This window comes from [Bacillus] caldolyticus (genome assembly GCF_003595605.1).
Taxonomy (GTDB): domain Bacteria; phylum Bacillota; class Bacilli; order Bacillales; family Anoxybacillaceae; genus Geobacillus; species Geobacillus thermoleovorans.
Genome location: NZ_CP025074.1, coordinates 295,003 through 313,859 on the forward strand (window position 1 = coordinate 295,003; position 18,857 = coordinate 313,859).

At 52.3% G+C, this 18,857-nt stretch carries 18 protein-coding genes; 11 read left to right on the forward strand and 7 right to left on the reverse strand.

What is annotated here, in order from left to right:
* Positions 1–175: 175 nt before the first annotated feature.
* The 3 genes from CWI35_RS01540 (at position 176) to CWI35_RS01550 (ending at position 3,538) form a co-directional block, all read left to right on the forward strand.
* Positions 176–625 (forward strand): acyl-CoA thioesterase, encoded by a 450-nt coding sequence (locus CWI35_RS01540; protein WP_011231235.1) that lies wholly within the window; start codon positions 176–178, stop codon positions 623–625.
* A gap of 130 nt (positions 626–755) precedes the next feature.
* Positions 756–2,255 (forward strand): aminotransferase class V-fold PLP-dependent enzyme, encoded by a 1,500-nt coding sequence (locus tag CWI35_RS01545; protein ID WP_014195845.1) that lies wholly within the window; start codon positions 756–758, stop codon positions 2,253–2,255.
* A gap of 104 nt (positions 2,256–2,359) precedes the next feature.
* Positions 2,360–3,538, forward strand: a complete 1,179-nt coding sequence (locus tag CWI35_RS01550) for an acyl-CoA dehydrogenase family protein (protein WP_011231233.1) — start codon at positions 2,360–2,362, stop codon at positions 3,536–3,538.
* 97 nt (positions 3,539–3,635) lie between these two features.
* Here the strand turns inward: CWI35_RS01550 and speE are convergent, their stop codons facing one another.
* Together speE and nsrR are read right to left on the reverse strand one after the other, a co-directional pair.
* A complete protein-coding gene (speE, locus tag CWI35_RS01555; protein WP_011231232.1) occupies positions 3,636–4,511 on the reverse strand; it encodes a polyamine aminopropyltransferase in 876 nt (291 codons plus the stop codon).
* Positions 4,512–4,807: 296 nt separating this feature from the next.
* Positions 4,808–5,251 (reverse strand): nitric oxide-sensing transcriptional repressor NsrR, encoded by a 444-nt coding sequence (nsrR, locus tag CWI35_RS01560; RefSeq protein WP_011231230.1) that lies wholly within the window; start codon positions 5,249–5,251, stop codon positions 4,808–4,810.
* Positions 5,252–5,422: 171 nt separating this feature from the next.
* Between nsrR and hmpA the strand changes: the two genes are divergently transcribed.
* From hmpA to CWI35_RS01595, 7 genes are all read left to right on the forward strand, one after another.
* The gene (hmpA, locus tag CWI35_RS01565) at positions 5,423–6,658 is read left to right on the forward strand and encodes an NO-inducible flavohemoprotein (RefSeq protein WP_011231229.1); all 1,236 of its coding nucleotides are present in this window, start codon (positions 5,423–5,425) and stop codon (positions 6,656–6,658) included.
* A 223-nt stretch (positions 6,659–6,881) separates the two neighbouring features.
* Complete coding sequence (gene purU, locus CWI35_RS01570; RefSeq protein ID WP_023634514.1) at positions 6,882–7,784, forward strand: formyltetrahydrofolate deformylase; 903 nt, start codon at positions 6,882–6,884, stop codon at positions 7,782–7,784.
* A 109-nt stretch (positions 7,785–7,893) separates the two neighbouring features.
* Positions 7,894–8,268 (forward strand): replication termination protein, encoded by a 375-nt coding sequence (locus CWI35_RS01575; protein ID WP_011231227.1) that lies wholly within the window; start codon positions 7,894–7,896, stop codon positions 8,266–8,268.
* Positions 8,269–8,427: 159 nt separating this feature from the next.
* Positions 8,428–9,270 (forward strand): ATP-binding protein, encoded by an 843-nt coding sequence (locus CWI35_RS01580; protein WP_371878434.1) that lies wholly within the window; start codon positions 8,428–8,430, stop codon positions 9,268–9,270.
* A gap of 10 nt (positions 9,271–9,280) precedes the next feature.
* Positions 9,281–11,185, forward strand: coding sequence for a nitric oxide reductase activation protein NorD (locus CWI35_RS01585; RefSeq protein WP_119877424.1), 1,905 nt, complete (start codon positions 9,281–9,283; stop codon positions 11,183–11,185).
* Between the two features lie 17 nt (positions 11,186–11,202).
* Positions 11,203–12,444: a DHH family phosphoesterase gene (locus CWI35_RS01590; protein ID WP_020279471.1), complete on the forward strand. Its 1,242-nt coding sequence runs from the start codon at positions 11,203–11,205 to the stop codon at positions 12,442–12,444.
* A 258-nt stretch (positions 12,445–12,702) separates the two neighbouring features.
* Positions 12,703–12,897: a hypothetical protein gene (locus tag CWI35_RS01595; RefSeq protein ID WP_021321620.1), complete on the forward strand. Its 195-nt coding sequence runs from the start codon at positions 12,703–12,705 to the stop codon at positions 12,895–12,897.
* A 535-nt stretch (positions 12,898–13,432) separates the two neighbouring features.
* On the opposite strand, the gene katG is transcribed toward CWI35_RS01595, so the two are convergent.
* Positions 13,433–15,643: a catalase/peroxidase HPI gene (gene katG / locus CWI35_RS01605; protein WP_119877425.1), complete on the reverse strand. Its 2,211-nt coding sequence runs from the start codon at positions 15,641–15,643 to the stop codon at positions 13,433–13,435.
* A 315-nt stretch (positions 15,644–15,958) separates the two neighbouring features.
* Here katG and CWI35_RS01610 point away from each other — a divergent pair, with 315 nt between their 5' ends.
* Entirely contained in the window at positions 15,959–16,090 is a 132-nt protein-coding gene (locus tag CWI35_RS01610; protein WP_023634322.1) for an iron-containing alcohol dehydrogenase, read from the forward strand.
* A gap of 203 nt (positions 16,091–16,293) precedes the next feature.
* On the opposite strand, the gene CWI35_RS01615 is transcribed toward CWI35_RS01610, so the two are convergent.
* From CWI35_RS01615 to CWI35_RS01630, 4 genes are all read right to left on the reverse strand, one after another.
* The gene (locus CWI35_RS01615; RefSeq protein ID WP_014195798.1) at positions 16,294–16,563 is read right to left on the reverse strand and encodes a hypothetical protein; all 270 of its coding nucleotides are present in this window, start codon (positions 16,561–16,563) and stop codon (positions 16,294–16,296) included.
* Positions 16,564–16,587: 24 nt separating this feature from the next.
* Positions 16,588–17,088 (reverse strand): hypothetical protein, encoded by a 501-nt coding sequence (locus CWI35_RS01620; RefSeq protein ID WP_021321394.1) that lies wholly within the window; start codon positions 17,086–17,088, stop codon positions 16,588–16,590.
* Positions 17,089–17,399: 311 nt separating this feature from the next.
* Positions 17,400–17,588 (reverse strand): hypothetical protein, encoded by a 189-nt coding sequence (locus CWI35_RS01625; RefSeq protein ID WP_023634321.1) that lies wholly within the window; start codon positions 17,586–17,588, stop codon positions 17,400–17,402.
* Positions 17,585–18,814, reverse strand: coding sequence for a DNA polymerase IV (locus CWI35_RS01630; protein WP_119877426.1), 1,230 nt, complete (start codon positions 18,812–18,814; stop codon positions 17,585–17,587). The genes CWI35_RS01625 and CWI35_RS01630 overlap by 4 nt, the downstream gene beginning before the upstream one ends.
* Between the last annotated feature and the right edge of the window lie 43 nt (positions 18,815–18,857).

Sequence of the window (18,857 nt, forward strand, 5' to 3'; positions counted from 1 at the left end):
CTAAATAATCAATAACCCAAAAAAACAATTGCATATCCCAATCAATCGGAGTATGATAAAAACAACATACTGACTAGTTGGTAGCTGCAAATCAAACTTGCTCCCGCCCCATGCTCACCCAAACGAATATTGTGGGCGAAAGGGGCAAAAAAAAGCAAGAAAGGAAGAGGGAGAAATGAAGACGCACATCATTACCGTCAACCCACGCTTTTGTGAAACTGATGCGCTCGGACATTTAAGCAACATTAGCTATTTTATTTATTTAGAAGAAGCGCGCACCCGCCTGTTTGATGAATTGCGTTACGGCGGGCGAACGGACGACTGGCATTTTATTTTAGCTTCCACCAAGTGCGATTTTATCAACCAAGGATTCTTCGGACGACGATTGCGCGTGGAAACCAATGTCTCCCGGATCGGCAATAAAAGCTTTCAATGCATTCATCGCATCATGGAAGAGGAAACAGGAAGACTGATCGCCATCGGAGAGGCAGCGGTCGTCCATTTTAATTTCCAAACCCAAACGAGCGAACCATTGCCCGATGACTTGCGGACCATGCTTGCCGAATACCTTGCGCCGTCCGTGGGGGAAACGATTTCGCCGTTATCGTGCAAAAAAAAGGAGTAAAAAAGGGAGTGGAATATCATCCGCCTGTACGGCGGATTTTTCATTTTCAACTTTCCCACGTTTTTTGGACCGAACCACCGAAGGCGACATACTTTGTAAATAGACGAAATGGCGGAAAGGGGGAATCAACATGGCCATTCACGCTGTGATCGGCAATGCGGTGTATACATGCCGCGGAGAGCTTGAGACGTATTTTCAGCCGTTTCGCGATGGAACGATCGGCCGCTTTCATCCGTTTTCTACGCCGTTTGGCAAACAGCGGCTTATTTACGCCGACTGGACGGCAAGCGGGCGGCTGTACCGGCCGATTGAAGAGAAGCTGACGCATGAGCTCGGTCCATTTGTCGGCAACACGCATACGGAATCGAATGTGACCGGAACGAAAACGACGCTTGCCTATCGCTATGCAAAAGAAATCATCAAACAGCACGTTCATGCCGGGAAAAACGACGTCTTGATCATGCAAGGCGCCGGGACCACAAGCGCCGTCAACAAGCTGCAGCGTCTGCTTGGCTTGCGCGTACCGGAACGGTGGAAGCGCCGCTTGTCCCTTCATGATGAGGAGCGGCCAGTCGTTTTTGTCACCCATATGGAGCACCATTCAAATTTATTGCCATGGGTGGAAACCATCGCGGAAGTCGTGGCGGTCCGGCCGACAGAGAACGGGGATGTCGATCTTGACCATTTGCGCGAGCTGCTGGAGCGCTACCGAGATCGGCCGCAAAAAATCGGTGCATTTACTGCTTGCTCGAACGTCACGGGGTTGGAAACCCCATATCATAAGCTGGCGAAAATCATGCACGAGCATGGCGGCCTTTGCTTTGTTGATTTTGCTGCTTCCGCTCCGTACGTCCGCATCGATATGCATCCGGACGACCCAATGGAGCAGCTTGATGCCATTTATTTCTCTCCCCATAAGTTTCTCGGGGGGCCGGGAAGCGCCGGCGTGCTCATCTTTGACAGCCGGCTTTATCATCAGCACGCTCCGGATCACCCCGGCGGCGGGACGGTGTACTGGACTGACCCGTGGGGGAACTATGAATACATCCAAGCCATTGAGGAACGCGAAGATGGCGGAACACCGCCGTTTTGGCAAACCATCAAGGCAGCGTTGGCCATCCAGCTGAAAGAACAAATGAACGTAAAACAGATGCGCGCCCGCGAAAAGGAACTTGTTTCCCTTCTTTTGCCGGCGCTAAAAAGCACTCCCGGCGTCCGCGTGCTTGAAGGACATCGGGACGACCGTCTTGGCATCATCTCATTTGTCATAGATGGATTGCATTACAACCTTGTTGTCAAACTGCTGAATGATCGCTTCGGCATTCAAGCGCGCGGCGGCTGTTCCTGCGCCGGACCATACGGCCACTATTTGCTTGGGATCGACAAGGAACAATCCGCTGCGCTGCTTCAAGAAGTCAAAAACGGCAATCCTCTTGCCAAACCAGGATGGGTGCGTCTGTCGCTCCATCCTACGATGACGAACGAAGAAGTGTATGCGATCATCCGCGCCGTCCGTCAAATCGCCCGCTATGGCCGCCGCTGGCAGGAGGAATACGAGTACGATGCTGGGAAAAATGAGTTCGTCCACCGTGACGATGATCGGTACATTCGGCATTTCTTTCTCTTTTAAGCTTCCGAGAGCAAGGACGGTCATTTTCCCGTGCGTTTTTGTTTTCAGTCCTAGCCAGAACTCGGTACAATAAAGGCATCTTGACCAAAAGAAGGGGAGAACCGATGAACGAATTGTACCATTTGCTTGTGCGGACCGATCGGGAGCAACAATTGTACAACCAAGCGCGCCGCCTTGCGGAACGATTTGTCCAACGGGCAGCGCATGATGACGAACAGGCAACGTTTCCATTTGCCGATTTTGCCGATTTAAAAGAGGCTGGATTCCTTTCCTTGACCGTCCCGACTGAATACGGCGGCCAAGGGGCATCGCTTTATGAGCTTGTGCTCGTGCAAGAAACGATCGCCCAAGGCTCTGGGGCAACGGCATTGTCGTTTGGTTGGCACGCCAGCATTCTCATGCGTTTATTTTTGCTCCGCCGCTGGCCGGAGCCCGTTCTCGCCCGTTTGGCGAATGAAGTCGTTTGCCGCCACGCGCTCATCAACAGCGCCCACTCTGAACGGACAACTGGCAGCCCGGCGCGCGGCGGTAAACCGGAAACGACGGCCGTCTTTCGCCATGGCCGCTGGGTGCTTCGGGGGCGAAAGACATTTGCATCGTTAGCCCCTGCGCTCGATTACGTATTGATTTCCGCCACGATGGAAGACGGTCGGGTCGGTGAATTTCTCGTGCCGATGTCTGCTTCAGGCATCCGCATCGAGCCGACGTGGAACACGCTTGGCATGCGGGCGACGCGCAGCGATGATCTTGTTCTTGAAGAAGTCGAAGTCGACCAAGAGGCGCTCGTAGAGACGCTTGGAGAAGCGAACGAAGCCGCTCCGGCGCAAGGATGGCTGTTGCACGTGCCGGCTTGTTACTTAGGCATCGCCATTGCGGCGCGCAATGAGGCGCTTCGCTTTGCCAAGACGTACCAGCCTAATACCCTGCCTCACCCAATCGCCCTAACACCCGAAGTGCAGCGGAAAATCGCTGAAATGGAATGGCGCCTCACCCATGCGCGCCATTTCCTGTACGCGGTCGCCGACTTATGGGATCGCTATCCGGAAAAACGGATGGCGATGAAAGAGGAGTTGGCAACAGCCAAATTGGTCGCCACCAATACCGCGCTTGAAGTCGTCGATTGGGCGATGCGCATTGTCGGCGGACAAAGCTTGTTTGCTGACAATCCGCTTCAGCGGCATTACCGTGACGTCCGTGCTGGATTGCACAACCCGCCGGCGGATGACTTGACGTTTCAATGGCTTGCTAAGCGGGCACTGACCCACAACCCACCGGCGCAATGAAACAAGAAAGCGGGTGGAATAATAGAAAGATCACTCAAATGACACAAAAAAAGCTGTCCCCTCACAAAGCAGGGACAGCTTTTTCCATGCCAAGCCGTTATTCCACCTCAAGCGCCGAGCGCAAAAACTCGGGCAAGGCGAAACATTGACGAAAGACCGCATCATTGACGTATTTCGTGTCGTTTGGAATGGTTGTCTGCGCCGGAAAATCGAGCGGCCGTTTCGAGCCGATCGTAAAGCTCCACAGTCCGCCTGGATACGTCGGCACCACCGCGGTGTACACAAGCACATGCGGGAACAGTTCGCGAATATTGCGGTACGTCCGTTTCAAGATATCCAAGTGGAAAATCGGCGACTGGCTTTGGCAGACCATCAGCCCGTCTGCTTTCAACGCGCGATGGACGTTGGCGTAAAACTCCGGTGAAAACAAGGCTTCCGCCGGGCCGACTGGGTCAGACGAGTCGATCATAATGACGTCGTAGACGTTTTCTTTCTCTTGCACAAACACGACGCCATCATCATAAACAAACCGCACGCGCGGATCCGATAAGTTGCCGGAGACGGCTGGCAAATGCTCTTTGCACGCCCGGACGACTTTTTCGTCGATTTCCACCATATCGATGGCTTCAAGATGAGCGTATTTCGCCGTCTCACGAGCTGCGCCGCAGTCGCCGCCGCCGATGATGAGCACCCGCTTCGCTTCCGGATGAAACTGCAGCGGCACGTGCGAAATCATTTCGTTATAAATATGGCCGTCAATCGAGGTCGTTTGCACGACGCCATCGAGTACGAGCATGCGGCCAAAATCGTACGAATCCAAAATCATCACATGCTGGTACTCGGACGGCTCGGCAAAAATCACCTCTTTGATTCGATAGCTGATTTTTAAGTTGTCGCGATCATCTTCGGTGAGCCAAAGCTCTCCATTGTCCATATGCAAGTAAGGTGGCAAAGCGCTTCCTTCGTGTTTCATTGTGACCTCCTTTAGTCATGCAGATGTTTTCACACCTTTCTAATCTTAATATATTCTTCGTCTTGTGGCAAACAAAGGGGATGTGATCGGCCGGTGCCGGACGTATTCATCCCGCCGCCCATGTTTGACGACTGGTTTCGTTTTTCCAACTGATGATCGTTCTTGCCGCCACATCCCGCGCAAAGGCCGCCATCGGTTTCGCATCATCCCGCGTCTTCCTTCCGTAGAGCGATGCTTAGTGATCGTGTGCCTGCCAAACGCCAAAAAACTCTCCAGCTTATAGCCAGAAAGTTTTCTCAACCGCGCCGCTCTTTCAATAAAGAACGAAGCGACGCTCGGTCTTCAAGCAAATCGGCGAGCGTATACGCATCCAGCACACGCAAAAACGCCTCTAACGCCTCGTGAAGTGCGAAGCGAAGCCGACATACCGGCGTTAAGACGCACTCATTGCCGTGGGCGGCAAAACACTCGACAAGCGACAAGTTTTCCTCCGTTTCGCGAACAACCGCGCCGATGACAATCTCCGCGGGGCGTTTCGCAAGGCGGATTCCACCGTTGCGCCCACGGATCGTTTCAATGTAGCCGAGTTTGCCAAGCTCATAGACGATTTTGCTTAAATGATGCTCTGAAATGGAAAAGGCAGCGGCAATGTCTTTGATGTTTGTTTTTTCTTCTTCATCAAGCGCGCCTAAAAACAAGAGGACGCGCAAGGCGTATTCCGTATAGTTCGTCAACTGCATCGTGATTCACAACCTTTAAGCGACATTCTTGATCCCATTGTACCACACCTGATTCGAACGGAGAATTGTGAACAATTTATTAAAGATGTATTTGAAATATTGTTTTTTCGCAGTGATCATGGTTGAATAAAAGATGTATTAAAAATACATGTTTTACAAGGGGATGAAATCATGACAACGACAACGAAATTGCATCCAAAAACGATTGAAATTGTGAAATCAACGGTGCCTGTCTTGGAAACACATGGCGAACAAATTACGAAGCGGTTTTATGAACTCATGTTTTCCAATCATCCGGAACTGCTCCATATTTTCAACCACGCCAACCAAAAGCAAGGGCGGCAGCAACGCGCCTTGGCCGCAGCCGTGTATGCGGCAGCGCGCTATATCGACCAGCTTGATGCTATTTTGCCGGTTGTGCGGCAAATCGGCCATAAACACCGCAGCTTAGGAATCAAACCAGAACAATACCCGATCGTCGGAAAGCATTTGTTGCTGGCGATCAAAGACGTGCTCGGCGACGCCGCCACCGACGAAGTGATCACGGCTTGGGCGGAAGCATATGAAGCCATTGCGTCCGTTTTCATTCAAGTGGAAAAAGAGCTCTACGATGAGGCAGCGGCCAAACACGGAGGCTGGCGTGACTTTCGCCGATTTGTCGTCGTGAAAAAGGTGAAAGAAAGCGGCGTCATTACTTCGTTTTATTTGGAGCCGGAAGACGGCAAGGCCATCAGTGATTATTTGCCGGGTCAATACGTGAGCGTCAAACTGTCGATTCCGGGCGAGACGTATACGCATATTCGCCAATACAGCTTATCGGATGCACCTGGAAAAGGGTATTACCGCATCAGCGTCAAACGGGAAGCAGCTACAGCGGACAAGCCGGCCGGCATTGTTTCCAACTATTTGCATGATCATGTCCAAGAGGGCGACGTGCTCGAGCTTAGCGCTCCAGCCGGCGATTTTACGCTTGATTTGTCCAAAACGACGCCGGTTGTGTTCATCAGCGGCGGCGTCGGCATCACTCCGCTTTTGAGCATGGCGCATACGTTGGCCATCCGCCAACCGACCCGCCCAGCGGCGTTTTTGCATGCTGCTTTGAATGGCCGCGTGCACGCGTTTGATAAGGAGCTTCGGATGTTGGCGGAACGCCCGTCATTTTCTTACCGTATTTGTTACGAGTCGCCATCCGACGAGGATCGCCGCCATCCACATTTTGGCAAAGAAGGGCGGATCGACCTCGCATGGATGCAATCCGTGATCCCGACGAAAGACGCAGACTTTTATTTCTGCGGCCCGATGCCGTTTATGAAAACCGTCTATCGTGCCCTAAAACAATGGAGTGTGCCAGAGGAGCACATCCATTACGAATTTTTCGGCCCGGCCGGCGATTTGACGAAAGACTGAGAGAGGTTTTTCGCTTGCCAGGGGGATGACCCAAAAGGGTCATTTTTCTTAACAAAACACAACATATTGTTTCTTAATGATTGTTTCAAACCTATATACGGTAATAAGAAAGGGTGTCCCGATCCTTTTGGGACACCCTCTTTTGTTATCTTCCCTGTTGGCAAGTTCATGAATTTTTTGTATGATGAATTGCAAGAAAAGCAAGAAAAGGGAGAGACAACGCATGACGACATTTCGCCAACATCGCTGGCAATCATTTTTGCAAGGTTACGAGCAGCGCGCTCGAATCCTTATCTCCTGCCCAGATCGCCCGGGCATCGTCGCGGCAGTGACGTCGTTTCTGTACGAACAAGGGGCGAATATCGTTGAATCGAGCCAATATTCGACCGATCCTGAGGGAGGGACGTTTTTTCTCCGCTTGGAGTTCGACTGTCCAAACATCGCCGAGCGAAAAGAAGAGATCGAAGCGGTGTTTGCCCCGATCGCTGCTGAATTTGAGATGCGTTGGCAGCTTCGGCTGCACAACGACATTCGGCGAATCGCGATTTTTGTCTCCAAAGCCGAGCATTGTCTGCTTGAACTTCTTTGGCAATGGCAGGCGGGAGAGCTGATCGCCGACATCGCCCTTGTCATCAGCAACCACCCCGACTTGCGCGAGACGGTCGAGTCATTTGGCATCCCTTATGTGCATATTCCGGTGACGAAAGAAACGAAAGCGGACGCCGAAGCCGAACAAATCCGTCTGCTTCGCGACTATCAGATCGACACCATCGTGCTTGCCCGCTACATGCAAATTTTGTCGCCGGCGTTTGTCGCTGAATTCCCGGGACGGATCATCAACATCCACCACTCATTTTTGCCCGCCTTTATTGGCGCGCGTCCGTATGAGCGGGCGTATGAGCGCGGCGTCAAATTGATCGGCGCCACATCGCACTACGTCACCGACGATTTGGATGAAGGGCCGATCATTGAGCAGGACGTCGCCCGCGTGGACCACCGCCACCATCCGGACGACTTAAAGCGGATCGGCCGACTGATCGAAAAAACGGTGCTCGCCCGGGCGCTTCGGTGGCATTTGGAAGACCGGGTCATCATCCACGGAAACAAAACGATCGTGTTTTATTGAACCCAAGCGGGAGAGGATTTTTCCTTTCCCGCATGGTATAATGAAGACAAGCAGGATTTGGCCGCCCAAAGAGCGAAATTTCATCCGTAGGGAAGGAGGGAAAAAGCCTATGGGAGAAAAACGGACGCCCAGCGGTTTTCTGTTAAAACAACGTGCGTTTTTAAAATTGTATTTGATTACGCTCACCGAACAGGAGCGGCTCTACGGGCTGAAGCTGCTTGATGTATTGCGCCAAGAGTTCAAGCCGTTCGGCTACCGGCCGAACCACTCCGAAGTGTATAAGGCGCTGCACGATTTGATCGAAGACGGCATTTTAAAACAAGTGAAACAGAAAAAAGAGGGAATGAAGTACCAAGAAGTCGTTTACTATCGGTTCGCCGAGGGCGGACAGGAAAAGGCGAAGCTGTACAAACGCCAGCTCAAAGCGGAGCTTGATCGGTGCGCGGCGCTCATTCGCAAGGCGATTGAGGACAACTTCGGTTGAGAGCGCCTCGTTTTTTCTTTGTTATATTTACATAATATATTTATGGTCTAGTTCTTTTGTTTTGCGTCCCGCCGGGCGATCTAGTAGAATGAGAGGGGAAGATCGCCACAGAGAGGGAGTCAGAAGATGGGAACATGGCCGTTGACGGTCACGAAAGAAATGGAAAAGCGAAAAGAACTGTTCCGCCGCGATCCGGATCGCGCGTTGATTGGAGCGGGCGGGTACAAGGCGGCAGATGAGGCGATCGTGCACGATGCCGCCCTTGCGCTCGCGCTTGGGAAAAACGTGCTCTTAAAAGGCCCGACCGGATCGGGAAAAACGCGGCTTGCTGAAACGTTGTCCGCTTTGTTTGGTCAACCGATGCACAGCATCAACTGTTCCGTGGACTTAGACGCCGAAGCATTGCTCGGTTTTAAGACGATCGTGCACAAAAACAGCCAGGCGGTGATCGAGTACGTGCCCGGACCCGTCATCCAGGCGATGACAAAAGGGCATTTGCTATATATTGACGAAATTAATATGGCGAAACCAGAGACGCTGCCGATTTTAAACAGCGTCCTTGACTACCGGCGGCGGCTCACGAATCCGCTCACCGGCGATCTCGTGCAGGCGAAACCGACATTTGGCGTCATCGCCGCGATCAATGAAGGCTATATTGGCACCGTACCGCTCAATGAGGCGCTCAAAAACCGGTTTGTCGTCATCAATGTGCCGTATGTGCAAGGAGAAACATTAAAATCGGTATTGTTGGCGCAAACTACATTAACGGATGAAACGTTGATCGATCGTTTCGTCGCCCTGTCGGCTGATCTGCTTGTGCAGGTGCGAAACGGACAAATCGCCGAGGAAGCGGCTTCGGTGCGCGCTTTGTTGGATGCGTGCGATTTGGCGGCGTACATGCCGCCATTGCGGGCCATTGAACGAAGCATCGTCGATAAGCTCGACGATGAACGGGAACGGGCCGCAGTGCGCAACATCGCTGAAACGTGGTTTGACGAATAGGAGGCTCGGCATGGAGCGGTTTATGATGTTCAATGACCGAACGGTCGACTCGAGTTTGGTCATGCAGCTTTCTGACCTCGCCCAAACGCTCATGCGCCGCCGCGACGTTGCCATCCAGTTCGCCGCCCATTCCGGCGTGCATTGTGTCAAGCCGGTCGTTTACGTCAGCCATTTTTGGGATGGGTATCCACCATTGGAGCGGGAAACGGCAATGAAAAGCGACGTCGGCTTGCGCATCATCGGCACGTATCGGCACACCGACCGATTGGCGGTTCGCGCCTTCCGACATGCGGTGGAATCCCGACCGCTCTCCAAGCTTTCCAAACAGCTGTTTACGTTCGCTGAAGATCTTCGCTTGGAAGCCGTCTGCGAGCGGGAACGTCCCGGGATGAAGCGATGGTTCCGCACGCGCCGCCGCTTGTACCGCCGCTACTTCACTCAGCAATGGCAAGCAAACAGGACGCGCGGCGCTTGGGCTGATCAGTTTTTGGCGGGGATGTATTTGCGGCTCACGGCCAATTCGCCGCTTGATGATGCGCCGCTGGCTCCGATGGCGGATGAAGCGGTGCAGGCGCGCCTTGAAACGTTATGGCCGCAATTTTTTGATGCTTCCTCGACAGCCGAGGTGGCGGACTGGGCGTTCGCCGTTGTGGAACTGATGAAGGACGTGCTGCCTCATGATATGGTCAATGCCTATACATCGTTGCCAATCGTTGAGGATGATGCGGACGAGAACACGATGACGCTTCAAGATCTCAAACGGACCAACCCATTGGAAAACCGCGATGCCCTTCAAGAGGCGGATGGAGAGGCCAAGCGGCAATTGCTGCCAACGTGGCATCGGGAAACGAGCCGGGCGGGTGGAAGCTTTCTCCGCTTTGAGCTCGAACGAGGCAGCCGCACCGAGATCATCAGCGATGAGGCGAGGCCGGGTGAAGACGGTGATCAGGCGCTGGCCGTCGTGAAAGGAACGTCTCGGCCGACGGCGCGAAACGAGTATGGCCTGGAAGCGCAAGCATCCTTCAGCGAACAGCCGCCGGCTGGAAACAGTGCGCCGTATGGCGAGGCCAACCGCCAAGCCGATCTTGTGCTTCTTCCTTCGTCGCCAAACCTCGCGCATCTTGAGCAATACCGCGCCAAACAGGCGGCGGTGGCGCCGTACCGAAAACGGCTTGTGCGCATCATGGAACAATGGCTTGAACACAAGCGCTCCGCTTGGCGCACGAACTTGCCCGTCGGTCGGCTGCGCAAACAATTGGTGTCGTTTTTCACTGATGAGCGGCCGCGCTTGTTTTACAAAAAAGGCGAGCCGACGCGGCGGTTTGATGCAGTCTTCGGCCTGCTTGTCGATTGCTCGGCTTCGATGCATGACAAAATGGAAGAGACGAAAACCGGGCTCGTTCTTTGCCATGAGGTGCTGAAAACGTTGCGCGTGCCGCACCAAATTGTCGGATTTTGGGAAGATGCGAACGAAGCAGCCGCTTCGCGTCAGCCGAACTATTTGCAGATGGCGGTCTCATTCCATCGCTCGCTTGAGCCGTCGAGCGGCCCGGCGATCCTGCAGCTCGAGCCGCATGAAGATAATCGCGATGGATTGGCGATTCGCTGGATGACCGAACAGCTCCTCAAGCGCCCGGAAGCACAAAAAGTGCTGCTCGTCTTCTCTGACGGCGAACCCGCCGCGTACGGATATGAACAAAACGGCATCATCGATACGCACGAAGCAGTCGCCGAAGCGCGCCGCCGCTGCATTGAGGTCGTCAATCTCTTTTTAGGCCACGGGGCCGACGATGAGTCAACGCGGCGGACGATTGAAAACATCTATGGTCGCTTCCGCGTCTTTGTTCCGCATGTGAGCGAGTTGCCGGATCGGCTGTTGCCGCTCTTGAAAACGTGGTTGCAAAAAAGTTTGTGACAAAAAGGTGGGACCCCATGATCAAATTATTCACTGACAGCGATCTAGACGGCATCGGTTGCGGATTGCTCGCGAAGCTGGCGTTTGCCGAGGTGAACATTTCGTTTTGTTCCTATCGCAATTTGGATGAACGGGTCGTCCAATTCTTGCAAAGCGACGAGGCCAACGGCGCCATGTTGTTTATCACCGACTTGGCCGTCGGCAAGGAAGTGGAACAGCAACTCGCCGAACGGGCGGCGCGCGGCGGCCATGTGCAAGTGATCGACCACCACGTGACGGCGCTTCATTTCAATGACTACCCGTGGGGACAGGTGGTGCCGGTGAGGGATGATGGCAAAAAGACGTGCGCCACCTCGCTCTTTTACGACTATCTCGTCCGCGAGGGAAAACTCGCACCTAATGAAACGCTAGATGGGTTCGTCGAGCTCGTCCGCCAATACGACACGTGGGAATGGGAAGAGAATGGGAATTTGCAAGCGAAGCGGCTGAATGATTTGTTGACGATTTTCGGGCTTGACGGCTTTTGGGAGACGATGAGCGAGCGGCTCGCCTCCAGAGAACCGTTCTCCTTGACCGAGACGGAAGAGCTGCTTCTCGATATGGAAGAGAAGAAAATTCAGCGTTACATTCGGCAAAAGCAAAAACAGCTTGTTCAGCGCTGGCTTGGTGACTATTGCATCGGCGTCGTCTTTGCCGAGCGCCATTTGTCGGAATTGGGCAATGCGTTATCCAAGCGTTATCCTCATCTTGACTTGATCGCTTTAGTCAACATGGGGACGAAACATATTGGCTTTCGCACCATTCATGATGACGTCAACGTCGCTGAGTTTGCCCTGCAATTCGGTGGCGGCGGCCATCCCAAGGCGTCCGGCTGTTTGATCGATGATACAACATTTCCGCTGTTTGTCGTCGAGACGTTCCCGCTTCTGCCGGTATACGGTGATGCGGAACAAAACCAATTGAACAAAAAAGACGAGGCCGAAGGAGTGTTTTGGACAAATCACCATGGCCAATGGTGGCTGAGTCGTAAAACCGCTCAAGGTTGGAACGTGTATGCCGATGGGGGAGAGACCCATACGTTCCCAGAGGAAATCGCCGGCGAACGCTGGCTGAAGCGGCAGTTTGCCGCTGGCCTTGCCCATGATGCAGCCGTGCTCGACTTTTTAAGCGTTCGGCTCGGACGAGACAAAGATGCCATTCAAGCCGACTATAAAGCGGCCGTCAAACAATACAAGCAACAAACCGGCATTGAATCATGATGCCGGTTTTCTTTTTCTAAGAAACTGAACTGTGCTAAATCGGATTGCGGCGCTAACCGGCAAGGTCATCACAACCCGCAAGGTCCAACAGCCACATATGCGCAAAAAGAAAAAGGTGTTCCGATCTCTTTTAGGAAGGATTGGGACACCTTTATTTGTTGCGGAAACGCCGAAGAGAAAATGTTAACATAATTGTAACAGTTTTTGTGTTTAGGAAAAACAGTCTTTGATTATAATAATAATAGGGAGGTGAAGACGGTGAAACAGTATGTCTTTTCCTTCTACACAGTCCAAGGGAAAACGATTGTGTGGGAAGAGGCCATTTCGGCATCTGGGATGATGGAAGCCTTTTCAAAAGCCCAACGGCTTCTGGTGAAACATAAGCAAGAAAAAGGCGTGCCAGTTCGCGTTCGGTATAAAGGCGTCCGCTATCGTCAAACGGATATTGCCTAAACGAAAGGAGAAAGGATGAGATCATGCGGTCCCTGCAGCTGCCGACGCGCAGTGGGTAACGTGCAGCTTCTTGAATGAGAATCAAGAGGCTGCGCGTTTTTATTTTATTTTAGGTGGGCGTGTCGACGGGCGTTTTTTTGTTTTGTCTCACTATTATGAGACTACTTGTTATCGAAACAGACTCTTTCGTAACTTCTTATAATTTATATTATGTTAACTTAAGATGGGAAAAAGAGAGAAAGGAACGTCACGATTCCCTCTACTCCCCCTACGACTCGCCGCGACAGATAGAATTATATGTAATTCAATATTTCACGCGGCGCAAAGTCGTTGATTTTTTGCAATTCGTCTTTGCTCCACCATTTGAGTCCTTTCAGTGTGTCTTTTTCGTTCTTTGTCATTTGTTCGGTAGACAATGCGGTATCGGATTGGATCATGATTTGATAATAAATTTCCCGGCTAATGAAAGAGATTTCTAGACATACAAAAGCAGCTTGCCAATTCAGCGGCAAGCTGCTTCTTTTTGCCTCACTGATCAAACCGTGACCGACTCTTTGGCTTGTTTCAAATGAATGTCAAAGCGGTCGGCGTTCATCACTTTCACCCATGCGTTGATAAAGTCGCGGACGAATTTTTCGCGGTTGTCGTCTTGGGCGTAAAATTCGGCGTACGAACGAAGGATCGAGTTGGCTCCGAAAATAAGGTCAACCCGGGTGGCCGTCCACCGCACTTCGCCCGTTTTCCGGTCGCGGATTTCATAAATGCCGCTGTCTGTCGGCACCCATTCATAGTTCATGTCGACTAAGTTGACAAAGAAGTCGTTCGTCAGCACCCCGATGCGGTCGGTGAAGACGCCGTGCGGCAGATCGCGATAGTTCGCGCCCAATACCCTCAGACCGCCGATGAGCACGGTCATCTCAGGTGCGGTCAACCCTAGAAGCTGCGCTTTGTCGATGAGCAGCTCTTCCGGACCGACGCTGTACTCTTTCTTTTGATAGTTGCGGAAGCCATCTGCGAACGGTTCCAACACGGCAAAGCTTTCGACATCGGTTTGCTCTTGTGTCGCATCGCCGCGGCCAGGGAAAAATGGCACTTTGACATCAAAGCCGGCGTCGCGGGCTGCCTTTTCCACCGCAGCGCTGCCGCCAAGGACGATCAAGTCGGCGATGCTTACTTTTTTCGGCAGTTCGCGCTGGATGTCCTCGTAGACGGACAGCACTTTGGCGAGCCGCTCCGGTTCGTTCACTTCCCAGTCTTTTTGCGGCGCGAGACGAATGCGGGCGCCGTTGGCTCCGCCGCGCTTATCCGAGTTGCGGAACGTGCTGGCCGAGGCCCAAGCTGTTTTCACAAGTTCACTGACCGTCAGTCCGGAGTTCAAAATTTTGGCTTTGATTTCTTCAATTTCCGCTTCTGTCAATTCGTAACCGACTTCTGGAATCGGATCTTGCCAGATGAAATCTTCTTTCGGAACTTCCGGACCGAGATATCTCGTTTTCGGTCCCATATCCCTATGGGTAAGCTTGAACCATGCCCGGGCAAACGCCTCCGCAAATTCTTCTGGATTTTGATGGAATCGGCGGGCGATTTTTTCGTATTCCGGGTCAAACCGAAGCGCCAAATCGGTCGTCATCATCATCGTCGGAACTTTTTTCGACGGATCCTCGGCATCCGGAGCCAAGTCTTTTTCATCCGGGTCGACCGCCATCCATTGCCATGCCCCGGCTGGGCTTTTCGTCAGCCACCAGTCATAGCCAAACAGCATGTCAAAGTACGACGTATCCCACTGGGTTGGCGTCGGCGTCCAAGCGCCTTCAATGCCGCTTGTGATCGTATCGCTCCCTTTCCCTTTTCCGTAAGAGCTGATCCATCCCAGCCCTTGCGCTTCAATCGGGGCGGCTTCCGGCTCGGGACCGACGTGCGTGGCAGGGCCGGCGCCGTGCGCTTTTCCGAACGTATGACCGCCGGCGATCAAGGCGACCGTTTCTTCATCGTTCATCCCCATGCGGCGGAACGTCTCGCGAATATCGCGCGCCGCTGCTTTTGGATCCGGCTTGCCGTCCGGCCCTTCTGGGTTGACGTAGATTAACCCCATTTGCACCGCGGCGAGCGGGTTTTCGAGCTCGCGATCACCGGAATAGCGTTCAGAGGCGAGCCACTCTTTTTCCGATCCCCAATAAACGTCTTCTTCCGGATGCCAGACGTCAACGCGGCCGCCGCCGAATCCAATCGTTTTTCCACCCATCGATTCAATAGCGACATTGCCCGCCAAAATGAACAAATCGGCCCAAGAGATTTTGTTCCCGTATTTCTTTTTGATCGGCCATAACAACCGCCGCGCTTTATCCAAGTTGGCGTTGTCCGGCCAGCTGTTTAACGGGGCAAAGCGCTGCGTGCCGGTCGAAGCGCCGCCACGGCCGTCGCCGATGCGGTACGTGCCAGCTGAATGCCAGGCCATGCGGATAAACAACGGCCCGTAATGGCCATAGTCGGCCGGCCACCAGTCTTGGCTTTCCGTCATCAGTTTGCGCAAATCTTCTTTGAGCGCCCAATAGTCTAGTTTTTGAAACTCCTCAGCATAGTTGAACTCTTCATCATGAGGATTCGTTTTTCGGTCATGTTGATGGAGAATGCTTAAGTTCAGCTGGTTCGGCCACCAGTCTTTGTTCGTCGTTCGATTCGAAGACTGATTCGTTACGCTTCCGTGAAACGGACATTGGGCTGCATTCTGACGATTTTGATTTTCCATTCTCCTGTTCTCCTTTCCCTTAATTAACAAAAAATAGAAATTCCATCATTACCATTTCTAACTGTTTTGTTGCCAGTCAAAAATGATAATGATTTGTACATTAGAATTATACTAAATTTATATTTGATAGTAAATAATAAAAGATACCTTTTATTATTTTTATTTGTGTTGCTATACCAGTCCAAGGTATGCCACTATTAATTTATGTTTCAATTGATTTAGAATTCAGTTATTTTTTAATATATAAAAGACGATGGCTTGTTTCATGAAAAACGCCGCTAGCTGAAAAAGGCAAACGCAGCACTAAGAACATCGTTGACGATTCAATTGACGCTAAAAGATGCCGCTCTCCGCCCGGCGTTAGCCGTGCTTGATCCGGAGCTGACGTTTACGATGCGGAAGCCAGTGACTGCAGCAACGGGGGTGGATGCCTTGCGTCAGAAATAGCTTGATCATACGCTATTTTCTTATGAAAGTACCGCTCAACGGACAACCACTGCCTGCCGGAAAGAATATACGATGCCCTGGTATAATCGTAATAAGTATAAAAACATTTCAACCACTTACATGATATATAGTCAAAAACCGGTCATTCATCTCCTCATGAAAATGAGGGGGATTCTGACCGGTTTCTCCTAAAGCGGACACCGTTAAGAAGGGAAATAGAGCTCTACAGCCCGATGCTGGCCATAAAACCGATAACGCCTCGGGAAATCGTGTACGATCTCATAGCTTGGGTAGTCATCCAACCGAATGGACCAGCGAATGCGCCCATCTTTGATGAAAGATAGCAGACCGTCTGATCGTTCGATGCCATCAAAGAAAAACCCGTCACGCGCCACCAGCTCGTCTTCTTCATAGAAGTTGACGACAACTTGGCGATGGCGGTATTCCGTCAGCAAAGAAAGCAAGTCACCCACGTTTTCTCTCTCCCTTACACGTGATTAGATCGGCCAAAATAGATGAAGGAGAAACAAACCGGCAAACAGCAAGGCAGAGACAAGATGAAACGTTCTTCTCCACCCTGACGCTTTTTGCCGCCGAAGGACACCTGCAAACAAGGTGATGGCCAACATCGCGAGGCTTGCATAACCGGTCACCAGTTTCCCATGGCCAAAACCGATCACCGCTCCGAGTTTCCATGCCATCACCACTCCGTGAAAGACAATCAAGCTCGTTCCGGCAACCGCGAGCGGGATGTGGGCTTTCATCATGCTTCTTGCTATCCGCGCTAACGTGACTTTGACCTTCCGGATTTTTGTTTTGCGGATGACAAGGAAGATAAAATACATATTGACATTGACCAAAAACAGCAGCACCGCCACTTGTGCCAGCCATTTTCCTGCCAGCACCGCAGCTGAGTCGTTCGGGCGAAACAGCCAGATATAAACCGCCGTGCCGATCACCAACAGCGCATTAATGATCATCCAAACATAGTGGGCCATACATCCTCCATGGTTGTTCCGTTTACCATCCATTTTACCCCAAAAAACCATCCCGTCGGAGTGAGGATCATCACACCACAAACGCAGGGGCACTTCCAATACCTAGGTGCTTCCCCTCATTGACGGAAAGCCGTAGGCCGACTTTTTCACTCAACCAAAGCCAATCGGTTCATCCCATGTCGAAGAGAGCGACGCTCTGCCTGAGATGAACCGATGGCTACTTTGTCACCAGGGCTCGATTGTCCATAACCGTTTGTCTCTAAATGGTGCCGCGGCATCTAAACTCGACGGCGGGCATCGTCTTTCGCTTGTTATAACACTAGATATACCCCGATTCCCGCCGCTAGCACAAGGGCCAACCCGGCATAAATCAACACTAGGCGGGTGAGATTGCCTTTGGTTGCTGATGTGTACTGTTCGTCCCCCCGCCCCGACAGCGCGAGCGTGCCGATGAGGCCTGCAAGCATCACGACAGCCGCGGCAATCATTGAGATCGTCAACGTTCTTCCCCCTCTTTCGTTTGCCTGTCGGATGAAAGCGGCTCAACACCTATCTGCAAGGCACGGGCGCCAAACTTCGCCTGCAGCTGTTCAACCGTTTTCCAAAGCGGTTCCATTTTCACCTCCTTTTCATAATGAAACAAATCGAGCTGCTTTCCTTCTTCCCGCTCATCAAACACATGAAGCGCAGCGACGCCAAGAAGCCGCACTGGACGACCATCCCAATGCTTTTGGAACAACCGTACAGCATAGGAAAAGATGTCTTCCGCATCCCATAACGGATCCATTCCGGTTTGGCTACGAGTGATGGTTTGAAAATCGTAGTAGCGAATGGTCAGTTGAACGGTCCGCGAGACAACCCGCTTTTCGTTCATCCTCGCACTGACAGACTCAGCCAACTGGCGCAAGACAACGAGCAAGTTCTGTTCCTCATCCATATCGTACGGCAACGTTGTTGAGTGTCCGATCGATTTTCTCTTTTCCGCCGCCACTGGATCAACCGGACGCGGGTCGATGCCGTTCGCTTTCTCTTGAAGGCGCAAACCATAGATGCCAAACGTCTGACGAAGACGCTCGCGGTCAGCTTTGGCAAGATCGCCGATCGTATGGAGGCCAAGCGCATGCAGCTTTTTCGCCATTTTGTCACCAACGCCATGCATGTGTTCGACCGGAAGCGGCCATAGCACGCGCGGGACATCGCGTTTGCGCAGCACGGTGATGCCAAGCGGCTTTTTCATGTCGCTTGCCATTTTCGTCAAAAACTTATTCGGGGCGATGCCAATACTCACCGGAATCGACAACCGCTCAAGCAGTTCTTGTTGGATATGGTGCGCCAAAGCGAGCGGGTGAACCGTTGGCGTCCGCCCGGTCATGTCCAAATAGCCTTCATCAATGGAGGCGCGCTCCAATACGGGCGAGAAACGCTGTAAGCATTGAAACAAGCGACGGCTTACTTCGCGGTATAACGCGAAATCCGGCGGCCGCACGACGAGCGATGGACAGCGTTTTTTCGCTTCCCAAAGCGGCATCGTCGTATAGATGCCAAACTGTTGTTTCGCTACATAGCTGGCCGCCAGCACAATTCCTTTCCGCTCTTTCGGGTCTCCTGCCACAACGACCGGTTTTTTCTGAAGCGATGGATCACGGACGATCTCACAGCTAGCGAAAAACGAATTGGCGTCTACATGAAAAATGATCCGCCCATGCGATTCGCGCTCCGTTTGCATCTTTCTTCCCTTCTTTTCTTTCGTTGTTTCCTATTTTAGCAGA